The sequence below is a fragment of the Pandoraea sp. ISTKB genome (assembly GCF_001721285.1).
In the GTDB taxonomy this organism is placed as follows: domain Bacteria; phylum Pseudomonadota; class Gammaproteobacteria; order Burkholderiales; family Burkholderiaceae; genus Pandoraea; species Pandoraea capi.
The window spans coordinates 17808-36164 of the sequence record NZ_MAOS01000037.1 but is presented as its reverse complement, the minus strand read 5'-3'; the positions used below and the strand labels follow the sequence as shown (position 1 = coordinate 36164).

General features: G+C 65.6%; 17 protein-coding genes. 4 read left to right on the top strand and 13 right to left on the bottom strand.

Features of this window, described 5'->3' with window-relative positions; genetic code table 11:
- Positions 1 to 73 precede the first annotated feature (73 nt).
- The 4 genes from A9762_RS14175 to A9762_RS14160 all read right to left on the bottom strand — a co-directional run bounded on the left by A9762_RS14175 (position 74) and on the right by A9762_RS14160 (position 2880).
- A complete protein-coding gene (locus tag A9762_RS14175; protein WP_083253925.1) occupies positions 74 to 892 on the bottom strand; it encodes a molybdopterin-dependent oxidoreductase in 819 nt (272 codons plus the stop codon).
- Between the two features lie 50 nt (positions 893 to 942).
- Complete coding sequence (locus tag A9762_RS14170) at positions 943 to 1578, bottom strand: cytochrome b/b6 domain-containing protein (RefSeq protein WP_069342695.1); 636 nt, start codon at positions 1576 to 1578, stop codon at positions 943 to 945.
- A 158-nt stretch (positions 1579 to 1736) separates the two neighbouring features.
- Positions 1737 to 2243 carry a winged helix-turn-helix domain-containing protein gene (locus A9762_RS14165; RefSeq protein ID WP_240493561.1) on the bottom strand — a complete coding sequence of 169 codons (507 nt, stop codon included), beginning with the start codon at positions 2241 to 2243 and terminating at the stop codon, positions 1737 to 1739.
- Between the two features lie 19 nt (positions 2244 to 2262).
- The gene (locus tag A9762_RS14160; RefSeq protein WP_069342650.1) at positions 2263 to 2880 is read right to left on the bottom strand and encodes a CoxG family protein; all 618 of its coding nucleotides are present in this window, start codon (positions 2878 to 2880) and stop codon (positions 2263 to 2265) included.
- 312 nt (positions 2881 to 3192) lie between these two features.
- On the opposite strand from A9762_RS14160, the gene A9762_RS14155 reads away from it, so the two are divergent.
- On the top strand, positions 3193 to 4233 hold the full coding sequence (locus tag A9762_RS14155; RefSeq protein ID WP_069342649.1) for an XdhC family protein: 1041 nt from the start codon (positions 3193 to 3195) through the stop codon (positions 4231 to 4233).
- A gap of 219 nt (positions 4234 to 4452) precedes the next feature.
- Here the strand turns inward: A9762_RS14155 and A9762_RS14150 are convergent, their stop codons facing one another.
- Together A9762_RS14150 and A9762_RS14145 are read right to left on the bottom strand one after the other, a co-directional pair.
- Positions 4453 to 4902, bottom strand: a complete 450-nt coding sequence (locus tag A9762_RS14150) for a carboxypeptidase regulatory-like domain-containing protein (RefSeq protein ID WP_069342648.1) — start codon at positions 4900 to 4902, stop codon at positions 4453 to 4455.
- A 102-nt stretch (positions 4903 to 5004) separates the two neighbouring features.
- Entirely contained in the window at positions 5005 to 6549 is a 1545-nt protein-coding gene (locus tag A9762_RS14145) for a DegQ family serine endoprotease (RefSeq protein WP_069342647.1), read from the bottom strand.
- Positions 6550 to 6855: 306 nt separating this feature from the next.
- Between A9762_RS14145 and A9762_RS14140 the strand changes: the two genes are divergently transcribed.
- The gene (locus A9762_RS14140; protein WP_069342646.1) at positions 6856 to 7242 is read left to right on the top strand and encodes a hypothetical protein; all 387 of its coding nucleotides are present in this window, start codon (positions 6856 to 6858) and stop codon (positions 7240 to 7242) included.
- Positions 7243 to 7370: 128 nt separating this feature from the next.
- Here A9762_RS14140 and A9762_RS14135 read toward each other — a convergent pair whose 3' ends face one another.
- Positions 7371 to 8789 carry an ATP-binding protein gene (locus A9762_RS14135; protein WP_069342645.1) on the bottom strand — a complete coding sequence of 473 codons (1419 nt, stop codon included), beginning with the start codon at positions 8787 to 8789 and terminating at the stop codon, positions 7371 to 7373.
- The gene (locus A9762_RS14130) at positions 8789 to 9511 is read right to left on the bottom strand and encodes a response regulator transcription factor (RefSeq protein ID WP_170836239.1); all 723 of its coding nucleotides are present in this window, start codon (positions 9509 to 9511) and stop codon (positions 8789 to 8791) included. The genes A9762_RS14135 and A9762_RS14130 overlap by 1 nt, the downstream gene beginning before the upstream one ends.
- Before the next feature lie 383 nt (positions 9512 to 9894).
- Between A9762_RS14130 and dacB the strand changes: the two genes are divergently transcribed.
- Together dacB and A9762_RS14120 are read left to right on the top strand one after the other, a co-directional pair.
- A complete protein-coding gene (dacB, locus tag A9762_RS14125; protein ID WP_069342644.1) occupies positions 9895 to 11466 on the top strand; it encodes a D-alanyl-D-alanine carboxypeptidase/D-alanyl-D-alanine-endopeptidase in 1572 nt (523 codons plus the stop codon).
- Between the two features lie 225 nt (positions 11467 to 11691).
- Entirely contained in the window at positions 11692 to 12639 is a 948-nt protein-coding gene (locus A9762_RS14120; protein WP_240493560.1) for a sterol desaturase family protein, read from the top strand.
- Positions 12640 to 12712: 73 nt separating this feature from the next.
- On the opposite strand, the gene A9762_RS14115 is transcribed toward A9762_RS14120, so the two are convergent.
- The 5 genes from A9762_RS14115 to A9762_RS14095 all read right to left on the bottom strand — a co-directional run bounded on the left by A9762_RS14115 (position 12713) and on the right by A9762_RS14095 (position 18321).
- Entirely contained in the window at positions 12713 to 13774 is a 1062-nt protein-coding gene (locus A9762_RS14115; RefSeq protein WP_069342643.1) for an L-threonylcarbamoyladenylate synthase, read from the bottom strand.
- A gap of 3 nt (positions 13775 to 13777) precedes the next feature.
- A complete protein-coding gene (locus tag A9762_RS14110; protein ID WP_069342642.1) occupies positions 13778 to 14971 on the bottom strand; it encodes a 5-(carboxyamino)imidazole ribonucleotide synthase in 1194 nt (397 codons plus the stop codon).
- Positions 14972 to 15012: 41 nt separating this feature from the next.
- The gene (gene purE, locus A9762_RS14105; protein WP_069342641.1) at positions 15013 to 15519 is read right to left on the bottom strand and encodes a 5-(carboxyamino)imidazole ribonucleotide mutase; all 507 of its coding nucleotides are present in this window, start codon (positions 15517 to 15519) and stop codon (positions 15013 to 15015) included.
- A 16-nt stretch (positions 15520 to 15535) separates the two neighbouring features.
- Positions 15536 to 16426, bottom strand: coding sequence for a phosphoribosylaminoimidazolesuccinocarboxamide synthase (locus A9762_RS14100; RefSeq protein ID WP_069342693.1), 891 nt, complete (start codon positions 16424 to 16426; stop codon positions 15536 to 15538).
- A 146-nt stretch (positions 16427 to 16572) separates the two neighbouring features.
- Positions 16573 to 18321, bottom strand: a complete 1749-nt coding sequence (locus A9762_RS14095; protein ID WP_139133221.1) for a hypothetical protein — start codon at positions 18319 to 18321, stop codon at positions 16573 to 16575.
- Positions 18322 to 18357: the final 36 nt, after the last annotated feature.

The window sequence follows — 18357 nt, the reverse complement described above, 5'->3', positions numbered from 1 at the left end:
AGACGTTCCTGTCCGTCTCCTAAGTCGTGCAGTCATGCGCACCGAAGGGCTTCGACGCCCCCGGCTTTTCGCATCAACTGCCTCCGAACCAGTTGTAGCCCTGGTCCTCCCAGTACCCACCCGAGTACGTGTTGGTCACGTAGATCGCCTGGATATGTTTGGGATTCTTGTAGCCGAGCTTCGTGGGCATGCGCAGCTTCATGGGGAAGCCGTACTCCCGCGGCAGCGTCTGGCCGTCATACGTGAGCGCGAGCAGCGTCTGCGGATGCAGCGCCGTCGGCATGTCGATGCTCGTGTAGTAGTCGTCGGCACATTTGAAGCCGACGTACTTCGCCGTGGTATCCGCACCGATGCGGCGCAGGAAGTCGGCGAACGTCACGCCACCCCAGCGGCCGATGGCGCTCCACCCTTCCACGCAGATGTGCTGTGTGATCTGCTCGGCCGCCCGCACGGACGCAAACTCGCGCAGGGCGTCGAGCCGCCACGGCGCCTTGTCCGCGATGAGTCCCGACAACTCCAGCCGGTAATCCGCTTCGTCCACGACCGGCGCTTCGTCGATCGAATAGAACGCGTTGAACGGGAACGGCCGGGTAATGGCGGATGCGGGGAACGTCGGAGCCAGAGCGTCCTTGCGGAACAGTGCGGCCTGCACACGATCGTTCCAGCGCGAGATCTTGGTCAGCGCCGATTCCACGCTCGCGTTGTTATCGAGCGAACAACCCGAGAGCATTGCCACGCCGCCGAGCGACAGTGTGCGCGTGAGAAAGGCCCGTCGCGAAGGCTCCGTCACCCGGCGCGACACCAGCGCGCGCGCCTCGCGGAGAATCGCGTCGCCGTCCTGGATGACCGGCGCATTGGGCGTCATGATGTAGGGTTTGCGTTCTGAGGTCATGGCAGTGCCGTCCGTCTCTCTAGTCTTTCGCTGTCGGTGCGCTGATGGGCTTAGCGCCCGGTGATCATGGTTCGCAGCGTGCGCGGCACGAGCGCCACCATCGCTACGTGAATCACGATGAAACCCACCAGTCCGGCCATCGCGAGGAAATGCACCAGTCGCGCCCCCTGGAAGCTGCCGAAGAGCACGAGCAGCCAGCCGAGCTGGATCGGCTTCCAGATCGCCAGCCCGGAAGCGACGAGCAGGATGAGATCGAGCACCGCAAACAGATAGGCGGCGCGTTGCACCTGGTTGTAGTGACGGGGGTCGTCATGCGTCAGACGGCCACGCAGGGCGGCGAACAGATCGCGCACGATGCCCAGCGGCGTGAGCGGGAAGAAGCGTCGGGAGAAGCGGCCGCTCGTGAGGTTGCGCAGCAGGTAGATCAGGCCGTTGGCGGCCAGCAGCCACATGGCGGCGAAGTGCCACTGCAACGCACCGCCGAGCCAGCCGCCGAGGGTGATCTCGTTCGGGAAGCGGAACGCAAAGATCGGCGACGCGTTATAGATGCGCCAGCCACTCATGATCATCACGATGACCGCCAGCACATTGAGCCAGTGCGTGACACGCAGCCAGGCGGGCTGGACGGGTGCACTCCGCACGGGAGGCTGTGCCGCAGGCGGCACTGACTTCGTCAAGGTGGACATCGGAATCTCCATCGCAGAGGTGTCTTTCGATGGAGTTAGTGTCGCGTCGCAGCGATGCCAAAGTCCTCACAAAAACTTAACGTTTTCGTGAAAATCGTTGAAATCGGGGAATAACGGATGAAAAACGGTGTTGCGTGGGGCGCGGGAGGCGCCTCCCCCTAGGACGCCGGGTCCGGATCGACGCTCTCGCCGCTCTCGCGTTTGAGATAGGCGTCGAAGGTCGGCACGTGGGCGTCGAGCAACGCGCGGATTTCCTTGATGAGCGTGTCGTAATGCGCGACGAGGTTCTGCGCGAACGGCGTGAGTTGCGCCCCGCCGCCGGACACCCCGCCGATATGCCGCGTGACGAGCGGCTCGCGGAATTCGTGGTTCATCGCCTCGACCAGCAGCCACGCACGGCGGTACGACATGTTCATGCGGCGCGCCGCCGCCGAGATCGAGCCGGTTGCGTCGATGGCGCGCAGCAGCGTCAGACGCCCCGGACCGAACACCGGCGTCTCGCCGTCACGAATGCGCACGCGCACGTCATATCCCGCCACGCCCGGCATGACCGGTTCCTTGCCCGCCGCTTCCAGCGCCTCGGCGGTGGCGAGCAGCTCACGGGCCAGCGCGTCGCGAGCCGTGTCGTCGCCCGTGTCCGGATGTCCCGCGTCCGACGCACCCATCCCCTTCTCCTGACGTCGCTCAGCCGGCATGATTGCCCCACATCACGATGAAAATCAGGATCAGCAGCGCCGCCGCCCACGGCCACCAGCGCGCCATCTTGCCGCGCGTGGACGGCATGTCGCGCATCGCGGCGTCCGTGGCGAGCGCAGCGGCCACTTCGCCATCAGCCGCGACGGGGTCGTTCAGTTTGTGATGCGGCGCAATGGCCGCCGTCAGGCGCCGGAAGAACTCGTCGGCAAGTTTGACGGCAGCGCCGTCCACCTGCGGCGTGTCGAGCCCGGCAAACTCACCGCCGAACTGCGCTTTCAGGTCATACGTGATCAAAGTGTTCATCGGTCCTTGCGGCTGCAACGAGACGACAGCCCGGCCGTGCGTGAGCCCGGCAGACGAGCCCAGTCCGTCGAAATTCAGTGTGTACGAGGTCGGCACAACGACATCGGTGAGCTTGATGCGACCGGTCCAGCGGCCACCCACCGGGCCGAGCGTCGCGGCCACGACGATTGTCCACGTCGTGTCGTCGAGCCGCTCGATGGATTCGCATCCCGGAATGCATCCCTGCAAGACGCCCGGATCGTTGAGGGCAATCCACGCGACGTCTCTGGCGACCGGCAGTTGCCGGCTGTTTCGAAGTTCCATTGCCCCTCTCCCTGGTATCCGTTGTGTACGGACGCTCGTCCCGCCTTCAGCGTTGTACGGAGTTGTCGTGGCCTTGTCTCGAACATCGAACTATTGTGACACGAGTTACCGTCCGGCGATTTACACCACCCCACGTCGCCCCCATGTCGCGCTCGCGTCGCGCCGACAACCGGAATATCCCCTGAAATACAGCGCGAGCCAAGGCGAGATATACTCGCCGCATCACATTGAGCGGCGCCCCATCGGAAACCACGCCTCATTCGGCCTGTGGATCGACGGCCGCCGCTCGCGTATTGGCGAAGGAAGCGTGCTATGGACAGTGTCGATCTGGAAGTGCTGAAGTCCGCCGTACAGTGGACCCGCGCAGGCTTTTTCGTCACGCTGGGTACCGTTGTGCGCACCTGGGGCTCGGCCCCGCGTCCCGTGGGCTCGATGCTCGCGATCCGTGAAGACGGCCACATGGTCGGTTCCGTGTCGGGCGGTTGCGTCGAGGATGACCTCATCCTCCGCATTCGTGGCGGCGACTGGCCGCAGGATCGGCCGCAGGTCACGAGCTATGGCGTGACGGCCGAGGAAGCGCATCGCTTCGGCCTGCCCTGCGGCGGAACGCTGCAACTGGTGCTCGAACCGGTGCGCGAGAGCTCGCGCATCGCCGAGCTGCTCGACACCATCGGAAAATTCCGTCTCGTGGTGCGGGAACTGGACATGAAAACCGGCGCGGTGCGCATGGCGCCGGGTCACCAGACGCCGTCGGTCGAATTCGACGGTGAACGCCTCATTACCTCGCACGGCCCGCGTCATCGGCTGGTCGTGATCGGTGCAGGACAGTTGTCGAAGTACGTCGCCAGCATGGCCAGTGCGCTCGACTATCACGTGATCGTGTGCGATCCGCGCACCGAGTATGCGGACGAATGGCAGGTGCCCGGCACCGAACTGTCGCGCGAGATGCCGGACGACCTCATCGTGCGCCTGCAACTCGACTCGCACAGCGCCGTGCTCACGCTCACACACGACCCGAAGCTCGACGACATGGCGCTGCTCGAAGCGCTCAAATCGCCGGCGTTCTACATCGGCGCCATCGGCTCGCGCGTGAACAATGCGCGGCGTCGCGAGCGGTTGTCGCTGTTCGATCTGAGCACGACCGAGATCGAGCGTCTGCACGGCCCCGTCGGCATGCATCTCGGGGCGCGCACACCGGCCGAAATCGCCGTGGCGATCCTGGCCGAGATGACGGCCATCAAGAACGGCATCGCTGTCACGCAAACCTTCGCCGTCCGCCGCGATGGCGACGAGGATGCCGACAGCAACGAACCGCGGGACAACGCTTCCGCCGAGTGCCGCAGCGCCGCCTGATTCGCGTGGCTTGATTCGCGCGGCCCGATTCAAGGGACTGACATCGGCACCGGGCGAGGTTTGCCCGCCCATTCCTGCACAAACTCCCGCACAAAAAAAAGCGCCGCCATGATGGACATGGCGGCGCAACTCGCTCACTCGTTGCAGAGTGGTACTGCTCGGTGCTGCCTGGGTTACCTCGTCATCCGTGGAACTTCACCTGCCCGACCGATCGGCACATCAGTCGTGCGGCCACAGAAATGTTGCGACGGCGTGCCCCTTGGCCGAAACCTTCACATCCTTCGTCATGGGCTTGCCGTTGTAGGTCGCCTTCACGGTGTAGTTGCCTTCGGGCAGCTTCACCAGCATGAACGGACCTTTCGAACGCGTGTCGAGCACGGTCGTGCCCCCACGCATGATCTGCACCTGCGCATCGGCGACGTATTCGTTCGCACCATCGCCGCGTGCCGCCATCTCGATCGACAGCGGCCAGCGCGACGCTTCACGCTTGAAAGCCCCCGACTCGTCGCTGTCGATACCGCCCGAGACGTATGTCACGTTGCCCTGCTGCATCGACGGGGGCAGCGTACCGCCTTGTGCATGAGCGATAGAGATGCCGCCCAGCCCACCCGTCAGTGCTGCGGCGGTGGCCGCAGCCACCGTCCAGCGTTGCCATTGGTTCTGCCACATGTTCAACCTCCCCTTGCATGACTTCACGATGCCGGTTCGTACCGAGGTTGCGGCCTCGGTACTCAGGTAGCGCATGGCATCCCTTGGCGGTCTTCGCGACGTTTAGCCGAGATCGACCGGGATGAAAATCTGTTGCCCGTCGCGCTGTACGAGCAACGCGACATTATTGCCCGCTTTCTTGAGCTTATCGCTCAGTTGCGCGGCGCTGGTGACCGGGGTGCCGTTGAGCGACAGAATGATGTCGCCCGCCTCCACACCGGCCTGTGCCGCCGGACCGCCGGCACGCGCGACCAACAGCCCGTTCGTGACCTGCGCCGAACGCTTCTCTTCCGGCGACAGCTCCCGCACCGCCAGCCCCAGACGCCCGTGCGTGGCGGAATCGTCGGCATTCGCAGCGTCCTTCTTCTCGTTGAGCGCTGCGACCTTCACACTCACGTCCTGCTTCGCGCCGTTGCGCCAGATCGTGAGGGTCGCCGTCTGCCCGGGGCGCATATCCGCGATCTTCTCCGGCAACTGCACCGAATCGTCGATGGTCGTGCCGTTGACCGCGAGAATCACGTCACCCGGCTTGAGATCCGACTTCGCCGCAGGTCCGCTCTTGTCGATGGACGACACGAGCGCCCCCGTAGGCTTGGGCAGACCGAACGACTTCGCGAGCGACTGATTCACTTCCTGAATCGCGACGCCGATGCGACCGCGACTCACCTTGCCGTACTGCTGCAACTGCGTCTTGACCTTCATGGCCATGTCGATCGGAATCGCGAACGACAAGCCCTGGAACCCGCCGGTACGCGAGTAGATCATCGAGTTGATGCCGATGACCTCACCGTTCAGGTTGAACAGCGGACCGCCCGAGTTACCCGGGTTGACCGGCACGTCCGTCTGAATGAACGGGGTGTAGTTCTCGTCCGGCAGCGCACGCGCTTTCGCCGAGACGATGCCCGCCGTCACCGTATTGTCGAAGCCATACGGCGAACCGATGGCCACGACCCACTCGCCGGCCTTCGACTTCGACGGATCGCCGATCTTCACGGTCGGCAGGTCCGTCGCGGCAATCTTGAGCAACGCCACGTCGCTCGCCTTGTCGCTACCCACGACCTTCGCCTTGTACTCGCGCTTGTCGGTGAGCTTCACCGTCACCTGACTCGCATCGTCCACGACGTGCGCGTTGGTGAGGATGTAGCCGTCCGGGCTCACGATGAAGCCCGAGCCGAGACTGCGCGTCGGCCCGCTGCTGTCGTCGCCGTCGCCGTTGTCGCCGCCGTCGTTACCGGGCGCGCCATAGAAGTGACGGAAGAACTGGAACAGCGGGTCGTTCGGATCCATGCCCGGCGGCAGTTGATTCGCAGCCGAGCCACGTTGCGCCGAAGGTTTCCCATCGTGCGTCACACTGATGTTGACTACGGCCGGTCCGTATTGTTCCGCCAGTTGCGAGAAGTCCGGCACAAGCATGCGCGGCGCGGTGTTCGGAGCGTTTTGCACGTTGGCGACGGGCGTGGCCGCTGCCCCGCTTGCCGCGCTGGCATCGCTGACCATCTCCGAGGCGAGCGGCGCCTGCCAATGCTGACGTCCCGCGACGTACCCGCCCGTCAACGCGACGAGCACAGCACCAGCAACTAGCGTACGAGTGAGCTTTGAGGTCCGCATGAGTCTCTCCTTACCGACAACTCTGTTTAACCACGTTTGAACATGACTGCCATCGTAGAGACGCTCCCTTAAGACAACCTTAAGAGCCAGCTTCCTGCCGAAATGCCGGCAAAACATCGGACGTCGACCTCAAAACGTCACCCATCGAAACCCAATTCGACTCGTGCTGCGTGCTATGCGTTACGGCTTCAGGCGTTTGAAGGCACGGCTCACGTGGTTCTCCTTGCGGATGCGAGGCACCGCTGTCTACGGTGGCACAGTGGCGCAATTCCGCGTCGCAGGTTTTTCGTCTACAGGAGAATCACGATGCCTACGCAATCCGATCGCAACTTCCGCCGGACCACTCGCTGGATGGGGGCCGCCGGCGCCGCCGTGTGCCTGACGTTCGCCGTGTCGGCACAGGCGGCATCCGGCAATGGGACGGGTACGCAGGGACCGGCGGATTCGACGCCGATGCAAGGACAGATGTCCGGTCAGATGCAGGGGCAGAACGGCGCCTGCTCGAAGGATTCGCCGTCCGATCAGGCGATCGTCGGCAAGTCGCTCACCGAAGCGAAATCGATGCTGCAAGGATGCCCGTGGCGCATCGGCATGCAGGATGGCAAGGCCATGCCGACCACGCGCGACCACCGGCCGGATCGCCGCACGCTCACCATCGAGCACGACAAGGTCACGGATGTGACGCGCGGATAAACACCTCGACATTCACGTCGACTTTCGCGTCGATAACATGCCGATGCGTGCCGCCGTACGTCGTCAGCGCGGTGTCGGGCGAGGTCATGCCTGCGCCGCGCGAGACCACCCCCGTCACGCCAAAGTCATCAGAGCGCGGGCGGCACCGACGTCGCACCGCCGAAGCTCACGCGCACACGTAGCCCCCGACCGTTGCGTCCATCGAACAACTCCACGCTCGCCCCGTGCGCTTGCGCGATGTTGCGCACGATGGCAAGACCCAGACCGCTGCCTTGCGCACGCGGCGCTGCGTTGTCGTGCTCGGCGCTCGCTGAGGACGGCACCTCCTGCGTGGCCCCGGCGGATGGCGAAGCCGCCTCCACCGACGCCGCACCACCACGGAAAAAGCGATCGAACACGCGCTCTCGCTCGGCAGGCGCAATGCCCGGCCCGGTGTCTTCGATTTCGACGACCGGAGACTGTGTCGCCGACACCAGACGCACATCCACATGTCCGCCGGGCGGCGTGTACTTCAGCGCGTTATCGACGAGATTGCCGAAGAGCGTCTGCAACGCGTTCGCATCGCCGCGCACGCGACTGATCGCCGCGAGCGCATCCGGCGCATCGAGCCCCAGATCGATACCACGTGCCACGGCCAGCGCCGCGTGATGCGCCACCACGTCTTGCAGCAACGGCGCGAGCGGCATGTCGACGAACGCCGATGCCGCTCGCGTGGCATCCGGCTCCTGACGCGCCAACGTGAGCAACTGCGCGACCATATGCGACGAGCGCCGCACACCGTCACGCAGATCGCGCATCGCCTCGGCGCGCTCCTCGTTCGTCTGCGCGCGTTCGAGCAGTTGCACCTGAAGTTGCAGCGCGGCCAGCGGCGTGCGTAGTTCGTGCGCGGCATCGGCAACGAACGCCTTTTGCTGCAAGAGCGCTTCGTCGAGTCTGCCGAGCAGGCTGTTGAGCGCGCGCACCAGCGGACGGACTTCGTCCGGCAACCCTGCCTCGGGGAACGCCTCCAATGCGCCGGGCGCACGCGCGTCGAGCGCCTTGGTGACGCGACGCAACGGCCGCAGGCCGCGTCCCACGACGATCCATACGAGCAACCCGAGCAGCGGCATGGCGATCACCAGCGGCAACAAGGTGCGTAGCGCCATCGAGACAGCGAGCGAATCGCGGATGACCATCGGCTGCGCCAGTTGCACGACGTTGTCGCCCACGAGCGCGGCGTAGACGCGCCAGTCACCCGCGGGTGTCTGCACCGTGGTGAAACCGAGTTCGGCGCGCGGTGGCAGCGGCGTGCGCGGGTGCGAGTAGTAAAGCTCCACCCCATTGCGGCTCCAGATCTGAATGACGAGCCCTTCCGTGTCGTTGTGTTCACCCGGCACGCTCGAGAACGATTCGGCGGGCAGCGACAACGCCATCTGCTGCAACTGAAAGTCGAACAACTCGTTGGCTTCGGTACGCGCCTGACGGAAGATGGCGATGCCCGCGAGCACCAGCGCTATCGCCAGCGTGATCAGCAACCCGACAAGAAGACGACGGCGGATCGAGCGCATCAATTCGCCTCCGACGCCGTGCCGGAGGCCGGTGCAGCCCCTTCCTGCGGCCCGGCGGGCGACATTTGCGCGGGCATCATGTAGCCCACGCCGCGCACCGTCCGGATGGCCTCTGCGCCCAGCTTCTTGCGCAAGCCGTGAATGTGCACCTCGACGGCGTTACTGGCCACCTCTTCCCCCCATCCGTAGATGCGCTCTTCGAGTTGCGATTTGGACAGCACCGCGCCCGGGCGATTGAGCAATGCTTCGAGCACCGCATATTCACGCGCGGAGAGCACGACCGGTGCGCCGTCACACGTGACCTGTCGCGTGGCCGGATCGAGCACGATGCCGCCATGCCGCAGCAAGGGCTCGCTGCGTCCCGCCTGACGCCGCACCAGCGCGCGCAGCCGCGCGGCCAGCTCATCGAGATCGAACGGCTTGACGAGGTAGTCGTCGGCGCCAGCGTCGAGTCCCTTGACGCGATCGGCCACGGCGTCGCGTGCCGTGGCGATCAGCACCGGCAACGTCTGACCGCGCCCACGCAGGGTGCGCAGCACGTCGATGCCGTCGCGACGCGGCAAACCGAGATCGAGCAGCAAAGCGTCGTAGGACTCGACGGAAAGTGCATCGAGTGCACGCTGCCCGTCACCGACATGGTCGACGGTCCAGCCGTCCTGGCGCAGACCTTTCGAGACCGCCGTGGCGATCATCGTATCGTCTTCCACCAACAAAATTCGCATGGTTCAGGCACCGTTTGGGGCGTTGTCCGGGCTCAGCGCGTCGCATCGTATAAAACGCATGCCACGTTGCGTGATGTTGTCTTCGAGTGACAATTGCCGGATTTCGACTCATTGTAGCCACAGTTCGTTGCACGGCGGATTTACAATGGCACGCACGCGCCGCGCGCTCAGACGCACTCGCGGCCTACCTTTATGCCTAACTGCGTTGCCGCGTGTGCATCGCCCGACTCCGGTCTGTCGTGCATTCCGAGCGTCACCCCGAGTCATCCGAAAAGCACCGCACGCAACGCTGGAGAACCTCGCCCGTCATGCGCGTCCCTCGCCTGCCCCGACATTCCTCGCCGCTGCTTCGCTCTGCTTCCCTCGCGTTCGCTTCCTCCGAAATGCCCCGTCTCCAGGTCGTCAGCCCCCGTCAGATTGCGCGCGCCTGCTGCGCCGCGTTGGCGCTGGCGATGGTTGTGAGTGCCCCTGCGCAGGCCAGGCCCGAGAAGTCGGCGAAGTCCGCGAAGTCGACCAGACTCGTGAAGGCCAAGGTGCCGAAGGTGCCGGTCACGCCCGCGCGTGCCACGGCGTTGCCCGCGCCGCTCGCGCGCGCGCTCGCCGCCAGCAAGGTACCGGCGTCGCACATCAGCCTGATCGTCGCCAAGGTCGACAACCCGCTGCAAACGCGCGGCGCGGTGCCGGCGCCGATGCTCGCGCTCAATCCGAACGTGCCCCGCAATCCGGCGTCGACGATGAAACTCGTCACGACGATTGCCGCCCTCGACACGCTCGGCCCCGATTACCGCTGGCGCACACAGGCGTACACCGACGGGCAATCGGATGGCCGCACGCTCAATGGCAATCTCTACTTCAAAGGCACCGGCGATCCGAAGCTCGTGCCCGAAGAGATGGAGAAGTTCATCGCCGAGCTGCATAACGCGGGGGTGACGAACATCAACGGCGATATCGTGCTCGACCGCTCGGCGTACAGCTCGGACATCGGTGCGCAAGGCCCCATCGACGGCGACACCGACCGTCCGTACAACGTCTCGCCGGACCCGCTGCTGTACTCGTTCAAGGCGATGTCGTTCAGCTTCACGGGCAACCCGAACGGCACCGTCGATGTCGGCGTGCTGCCCCCGATGGCCAATCTGCAGGTCTCGAACGAGATGTCGTCGACGGCCGCCGGCAACTGCGGCGACTGGCTCACTCGCATTCATCCCACGCTGAGCACCACACCCGACGGCGCCTACGTGGCGAGTTTCTCCGGGACCTACCCGGCGTCGTGCGAAGACAAGGGATGGAACATTGCCGCACCGGATCGCGACCGCTTCTTCCTTGGCGGCTTCCGTGCGCTATGGCAAGCCTCGGGCGGACAGTTCAACGGCAATGTGCGCACAGGCGTCGTGCCGCCGGGCGCACGTCTGCTCGTCACGCATCGCGGCCAGACGCTGGGCGAAGTCGTGCACGACATGAACAAGTTCAGCAACAACGTGATGGCGCGCCAGTTGTTCCTCACGCTGGGCCTGCCTGCCGACGGCAAGACGCCCGCGAGCATTGCACGCTCGCGCGAGGTGCTCAATCGCTGGCTCGACAAGAACGATCTCGCCGCGCCGGGCCTCGTCGTGGAGAACGGCTCGGGGCTGTCGCGCATCGAGCGCATCAGCGCAGCAGAGCTGGGACGTTTGCTGCAACACGGCATCAACAGTCCGACCGGGCAGGTGCTCGTCGAGTCGATGCCGACGGTCGGCGTGGACGGCACCATGCGCAATCGTCTGACGAATCGCGACGTGGCGGGTAACGCCCACATCAAGACGGGTACGCTCGATGATGTCGGTGCCGTGGCCGGCTATGTCGCGGCGCGCTCGGGCAGCGTGTACGTGGTGGTCTCGCTGGTCAACGACCCGCGTGCGAGCAACGCGCGAGCCTTCAACGATGCGCTGATCTCGTGGGTGTTCGAGAACGCGCCCTGAACCCTGGAACGAGGCCGCGTCGCGTCGTAAGTCCGCAAGCCCTTGAGTCCGCATGAAAATTCGGCATATCGGGCTTACGTCGCGTATTTGACGTTTTCCTCTAACCCCGCCGCCGACGCGCCTCATTCGCGTCAGAATAGACGTTCCATCGGTGCCACCCGCGCCAACCCTACGAGATGCGGGGACACCGGTTCAGATGACCCTATCGTGAGGAGACGCGAGGTCATGAACGTCGAATTGATCCTGCTGGCGCTCGCGCCGGTATTCGTGCTGTGCATCGGTATCGAGGCCTGGTACTGGCGACGCCGCCGCCCTGGCATGTACAGCCTCAGGGACACCCTCAGCAACGCCACGCTCGCGCTCATGCATCAAGGCGCCGACAAGCTGGCCTGGCTGCTCATCGTGCCGTTCTACGCGTGGCTGTACGACCATCACCGCATCTACACGATGCCCACCGGATGGCTCGGCTTCCTACTCCTCTTCGTCGTGCAGGACTTCCTCTACTACGTGTTTCATCGCGCCAGTCATCGCATTCGCTGGCTATGGGCGGCGCATGTCGTGCATCACTCGTCGGAGCGTCTGAATCTGTCGACGGCCTTCCGGCAAAGCCTGATGTATCCCGTCGCCGGTATGTGGCTGTTCTGGACGCCGATGGCGCTCATCGGCTTCACGCCCGTGCAGATCGTCGGCGTGGTGCTGCTCAATCTCGCGTTCCAGTTCTTCGTGCATACGCAGGCGATTCCCAAGCTCGGCTGGCTGGAGTACGTGCTCAACACGCCGTCGATTCATCGAGCGCATCACGCACGCAATCCGCGTTATATCGACAGGAACTACGCGGGGGTGCTGGTCATCTGGGATCGTCTCTTCGGATCGTACATCGAGGAAAGCGACGCCGAGCCATGCGAGTACGGCATCGTCGACCAGATCCACACGCACAATCCGATCACGCTGACGTTTCACGAATGGCGCACGATGGCGCGCGACGTCTTCACGATGCCCGGGTGGCGCAACAAGTGGATGGCGTTGTTCGGACCGCCGGAGTGGCGGCACGCGTGGCAGGTGGCGCATGCGGGCGCTGCGACGGGCAGCGGCGCTGGCGGCTCGGGGACAGGGGAAGTGGTGACGCCCGATGCACAGGCACCGGGTGTCGGCGCCGTGCAGAAGCACCTCTGACGTTTCTGTGGGGTGAAGCCTTGGTGTCGCCCCGCATCGAATGGCGGGACAGCCGCTTCAGCGCTTGTACGCCTCAGGCGCGCTCGAATGCCGCCGCAGCGCGGCCGAGGCGATCGCCCACAGCCGCCCACGCGGGCGTGTCGGGCAGACGTTCGAAGAGGATATGCGTGACGTTGGCACGATCGAGGCGTCGCAACATCGCGTACAGATCGGAGGCGAGCGCCGTCGGTGTTGGCGGCAGCACGATTGTCATCACGTCATCAGATGCGGTCACGGCGGACGGCAGCGTCGCCAGCGTTGGCGCGAACGCCACGACCGCCACGCGCTCGCCCGCCGGATGCACGGCCAGCGCTGCCGCGAATTGCGCGGCGTCGCACAGATACAGCGGCGTGCGCGGCGCGTAATGCGCCTTGAGCGTGCCCGAGGCACGCGGTGCATTGCTGTCCTGTCCGGGCAGACGCGGCATCTCGCCCAGCATCTCGGCGATCTGCTCGGGCGTGATGTGGCCGGGGCGCAGCAGCGCCGGGAACCCACGCGAGAGATCCACGATCGTCGATTCGATCCCGACGGCAGCCTCGCCGCCATCGAGCACATGAACGGTGATACCCGGCAACCCGGCAAACTCGTCGCGCACGTGTTGTGCGGCCGTCGGGCTCACCTGACCGAAACGATTGGCCGACGGACCGGCCACACCGCCCTGCCCGCCCTTCACGCGCTCGAACTCGCGCAGCAACGCCTGCGCCACCGGATGCGACGGGCAACGCAAACCCACGGAATCCTGACCGCCGGACACGGCATCGGGAATGTGCGGGGCACGTTTGAGGATGAGCGTGAGCGGACCGGGCCAGAACGCGTCCATCAGCTTGCGCGCTGCAGGCGTGACGTCGTCGCTCCAGTAGCCGGCATCGCCGTCCGGAGAAAAATGCACGATGACCGGATGGTTCGCCGGACGCCCTTTCGCCGCGTAGATCGCCGCCACGGCCGCCGGATTCTCGGCGTCGCCGCCCAGGCCGTAGACCGTTTCCGTCGGGAAGGCGACCAGTTCACCGGCGGCCAGTTGCGCTGCCGCTTGTGCGATAGCTTCGGCCGGCGGCATGACGATACGCGGCACGGCAGGCGTCGTGGACGTTGCCATCGCTCAGTCTTCCAGCGGGATGTCGAGGCTTGCGGCCGCCGTCACACACGCATTGCGCGCTTCGTCGAGCGATGCGCCTGCGAACGTGATGTGACCCATCTTGCGGCCCACGCGCGCGTCTTCCTTGCCGTACAGATGCAGGCGAGCGGAAGGCAGCGCCGCTACGTCGGCCCACGCGGGGGTACGCGGCAGGTCCTTGGCCGGTCCTTCGAACCAGACGTCGCCGAGTACGTTGAGCATGACCGCCGGCGAGTGCTGACGCGTCTCACCGAGCGGCAGCCCGGCCATCGCGCGCACTTGCTGCTCGAACTGGCTCGATGCGCAGGCATCGATCGTGTAATGACCGCTGTTGTGCGGGCGCGGCGCCATTTCGTTCGCCACGAGCGAACCGTCCTTCAGAATGAAGAACTCGACGCACAGCACGCCCACGTAATCCATTTGCGACGCAATCGCGGCAGCCGCCGCACGCGCGGCATCGGCCAATGCCGGGGCGGCATCGGGCGCGGGCACCGTCGTGGTGGCGAGAATGCCGTCGATATGCACGTTCTGCGCGAGCGGATAGGTCGCGACGGTGCCGTCTGCGCCGCGAGCGCTGAGCACCGACACTTCGAATGCCAGCGCCAGACGCTTCTCCAGCACGCACGGCACGCCGCCAAGTGCGGCGTAAGCATCGCGGGCCTCGGCAGCCGTATTCACACGCACCTGCCCCTTGCCGTCGTAACCGAGACGCGCCGTCTTCAGAATACCCGGCAGCACACTCTCGATAGCGGCGTCGCCAATGGCGGCGAGCCCCTCGTTCGATTCGATGACCAGATGCGGCGCCACCGGCACGCCGCAGCGCTCGATGAAGCGCTTCTCGGCGACCCGATCCTGGGCGATCGCGACGCAGCGGCCCGCCGGGCTCACGGTCGTGGTTTGCGCGAGGAAGTCAAGCGACTGAGCCGGCACGTTCTCGAACTCGGTCGAGACGGCAGGGCACAGCGCGGCGAGTTCGGCAAGCGCCGTCTCGTCACGGTAATCGGCGACGATCAGGCGGTCAGCGACAGCGCCGGCCGGACAACGCGGGTCCGGGTCCAGCACGCAGACCTTGTAACCCATCGACTGGGCGGCAAAACAGAACATGCGGCCGAGTTGGCCGCCGCCCAGCATGCCCAGCCATTGGCCGGGAAGGACAGGCGCAGCGGAGGCAGAATTCATCTTCGGTCGGAAGCAGACGGTAGCAGGGACGTTCTTTTCTTTTACAGCGCGGGCAAGGTCATGCCGCGCGCCGCTTCGGTCTGCTTCGCACGGAACGCGTCGAGCTTGTCGGCAAGCGTCTTGTCGTCGGCAGCCAGCATCGAGACAGCGAACAGGGCCGCGTTGGCCGCGCCCGCTTCACCGATGGCGAAGGTGGCGACCGGCACGCCCTTGGGCATCTGCACGATGGAGAGCAGCGAGTCTTCGCCGCGCAGATACTTGCTCGGCACCGGCACGCCCAGCACCGGCACGGTCGTCTTGGCGGCGATCATGCCCGGCAGGTGCGCGGCACCGCCGGCACCGGCGATGATCGCGACCAGACCGCGCTCACGCGCCGCTTCGGCGTAGCGGAACATGTCGTCCGGCATACGGTGCGCCGAGACGACCTGCGCCTCGTACGGCACCCCGAACTCGGCCAGAATGGCGGCCGCGTTCTTCATCACTTCCCAGTCCGAATTGGACCCCATTACCACGCCAACGCGCGGGGCCACGGCTTGTTTGTCGCTCATGTCTTTCCTGCCCCGCTCAGGCCAGTTGCTGGCCGGTCAGGCGCTCGAGCGCCTCGCGGTACTTGGCAGCCGTCTTCTCGACGACTTCGGCCGGCAGTGCCGGTGCGGGCGGGGTCTTGCCCCACGGCTGCGTTTCAAGCCAGTCGCGCACGAACTGCTTGTCGAACGACGGCGGGTTGCTGCCCACGGCGTACGAGTCGGCCGGCCAGAAGCGCGACGAATCGGCGGTCAGCGCTTCGTCCATCAGGTGAAGCTTGCCGTCGTCATCCAGACCGAATTCGAATTTCGTGTCGGCGATGATGATGCCGCGCGTCGCGGCGTAAGCAGCCGCTTCCTTGTACAGACGGATCGAGATGTCGCGGATCTGCTCGGCCAGCTCACGACCGACGCGGCTCACCATGTCGTCGAAGCTGATGTTCTCGTCGTGCTCGCCCAGTTCGGCCTTGGCCGCCGGGGTGAAGATCGGTTCCGGCAGTTGCTGCGCATTTTGCAGACCGGCCGGCAGCTTCACGCCGCACACGCCGCCCGTTGCCTGATAGTCCTTCCAGCCGCTGCCGGCCAGATAACCGCGCACCACGGCTTCGACGAGGATCGGCTTCAGACGCTTGACGACAACCGCACGGCCGGCGACCTGAGCGACTTCATCTGCCGAGACGACCGTCTCCGGCGCCACACCGGTCAGGTGATTCGGCACAACGTGGGCGAGCTTGTCGAACCAGAAGTTGGCCATCTGGTTGAGCACGCGGCCCTTGCCCGGAATCGGCTCGCCCATGATCACGTCGAACGCCGAGAGGCGGTCCGTCGTCACGATCAGCAGCTTGTCGTCGCCGACGGCGTAGTTATCGCGCACTTTGCCGCGCGAGAGCAGCGGCAGGCTCTTGAGGGAGGATTCGTACAGGGCGTTCAGAGCGGGGGTAGTCACGGCGGGACCCAATATCAGGAAGGGCAAAGGCGTAATTATACGCGCGTCGGGGGGCGTTTCACGAAGATGTCGGTCCGGCGCATGCCCGGCGACGACATCTTCCCGACATCTCCGGGTCCTACGGCAGGCTGTCAGTCACGAAATCCGGCCGCGAGCCGCGCCTTCTCGCCCTCGGCCACCAGCAAGGCGACGACCGGCGAGCGCGAGATCGGATTCGTCATGACCCTGCCGCGCCGCTGGCAATGCCGGTGCCAGTCGACGACCGACCCGACGTCGTAATACTTGTTGTCGCACGTCAGCCCATAGTCGTCGAACGACACCAGGCGCACGGCATCGGGACTCCCCGGATCGACGGCCTCCTGCGAAATCCGGTCGGCGTGAGCGCCGACGTAGCCGGGACTGAGGAATCGCACGCCGCTGAGCACTCCGATCTCTTCGCGTAGCCACAACAACGCCGTACCCGGCGGCAGACCGCCCGCCGCCAGCAGCGGCGCGACACGTTCGAAGTTCGCTTCGAGCATGCCGGCCAGTTGACGCCGCCCCTGCGTGCCATGCCAGTCGACATCGCCATTCGCGATCAAATCGGGCAGATGCTGCGTGAGCAGTGCCACCTTCCGCTCCCAGCGCGGATCGCCGCGCCCGGGGGTGCGCAGCATCGCCGTGAGCCGCGACAGCTCCGCCACCAGATCCATGCTGCGCGCCGCCGCGTTGATGTGATGGTCGCTGGCCTCCGAGCGCTGAGCGACGACTTCCGTGGCGAGCTGGCTGCGCAACCGTGCGTCGCCCGCCCGGAGTTGCAGCGCGGCACTGGCGATGACCGCGCAGGGTCGCGCAATACCGTGCTCGGAACACACCAGCACGATCTTGCCGGGATGGCGTCGCATGAATTCCGCGATGCCCTTGCCCGCGCGCCAGAGCGTTGCGCCGTCGATCTGCGCGTCGAAGCGCTCCATGCCCGCGAATTCCATGAATTGCACGTGCGACAGGCCCCCATCGAGATTGCCGTGGGATGAGGCGATGGAGGACGTCGACGACGCGGCCGCAGCATGACGCTGGCTCGCCCCGCGACGGGTAACCGCAGCGATGTACTCGCCGATGGGCCGCTCGCGGTAACCTGATCCGGATGCAGCGCCGTCCGCTCCTTCACGCCCATCGAGGCCATCGCACCCATCACGCCCCACGGCACCCACGTCAGCCAGGTCACGCACACCCGCACGCATCGCGCCCGGCTCGACGCTGAAAATCGCGCCGATCTGCGGATGCGCCTTGAGCATACGGGTCAGCGAGCGCGCCTCGGCCGGCGTCGCCGTGGGCCCGACGATGAAGCGACAGCCACCCACTTCGAGCAAGCCGTAGCGCGTACATTCGCCCCCGACCCGAATCAGCGTCGCCGTGTTCACGCCGTAACGTTCGGCCCAGCGTTGCGCGCCCTCCCGAATCGGCTGCACCCAGTCGGGTGCCGGATCGTCGCAGCCCCAAAGTCGGATCGGTAACGCAAGAGCGGCCAGGGCGGCAGGGTCGTCGATCTTGATGTCACGCGCGGCACCCGCCCTGACGCCACCTCGCCAATCGGCGGCCATCGTCATGCGCAGATCGGCCGAAACGTCTGCCGATCTGCCGGTCGACGTCGGCGCGCCGGGCATTTGAGATTTTTGGGAGGCCCGCGCCGAGGCATGGGACACGGCGCCCGGCCCGCGCAGTGCCGGCGTACGGTTGAGGGTGCCTGTCAGCGACGTCGCCATGGCACCGGTACGCGACGGTGGTGGCGAGGATTCCTCGGGGCTGGACAGCCCAAGACAGCGGGTGACGGTCTTGGGAAAGCGATTGAACGGCATCGAAAACTCCGGGTAGCCCAGAATGGGCGGGTTGGCGAGAGGCACGGAGACTGCCACGCCCCCTGCCGCCGGACTTCCGGG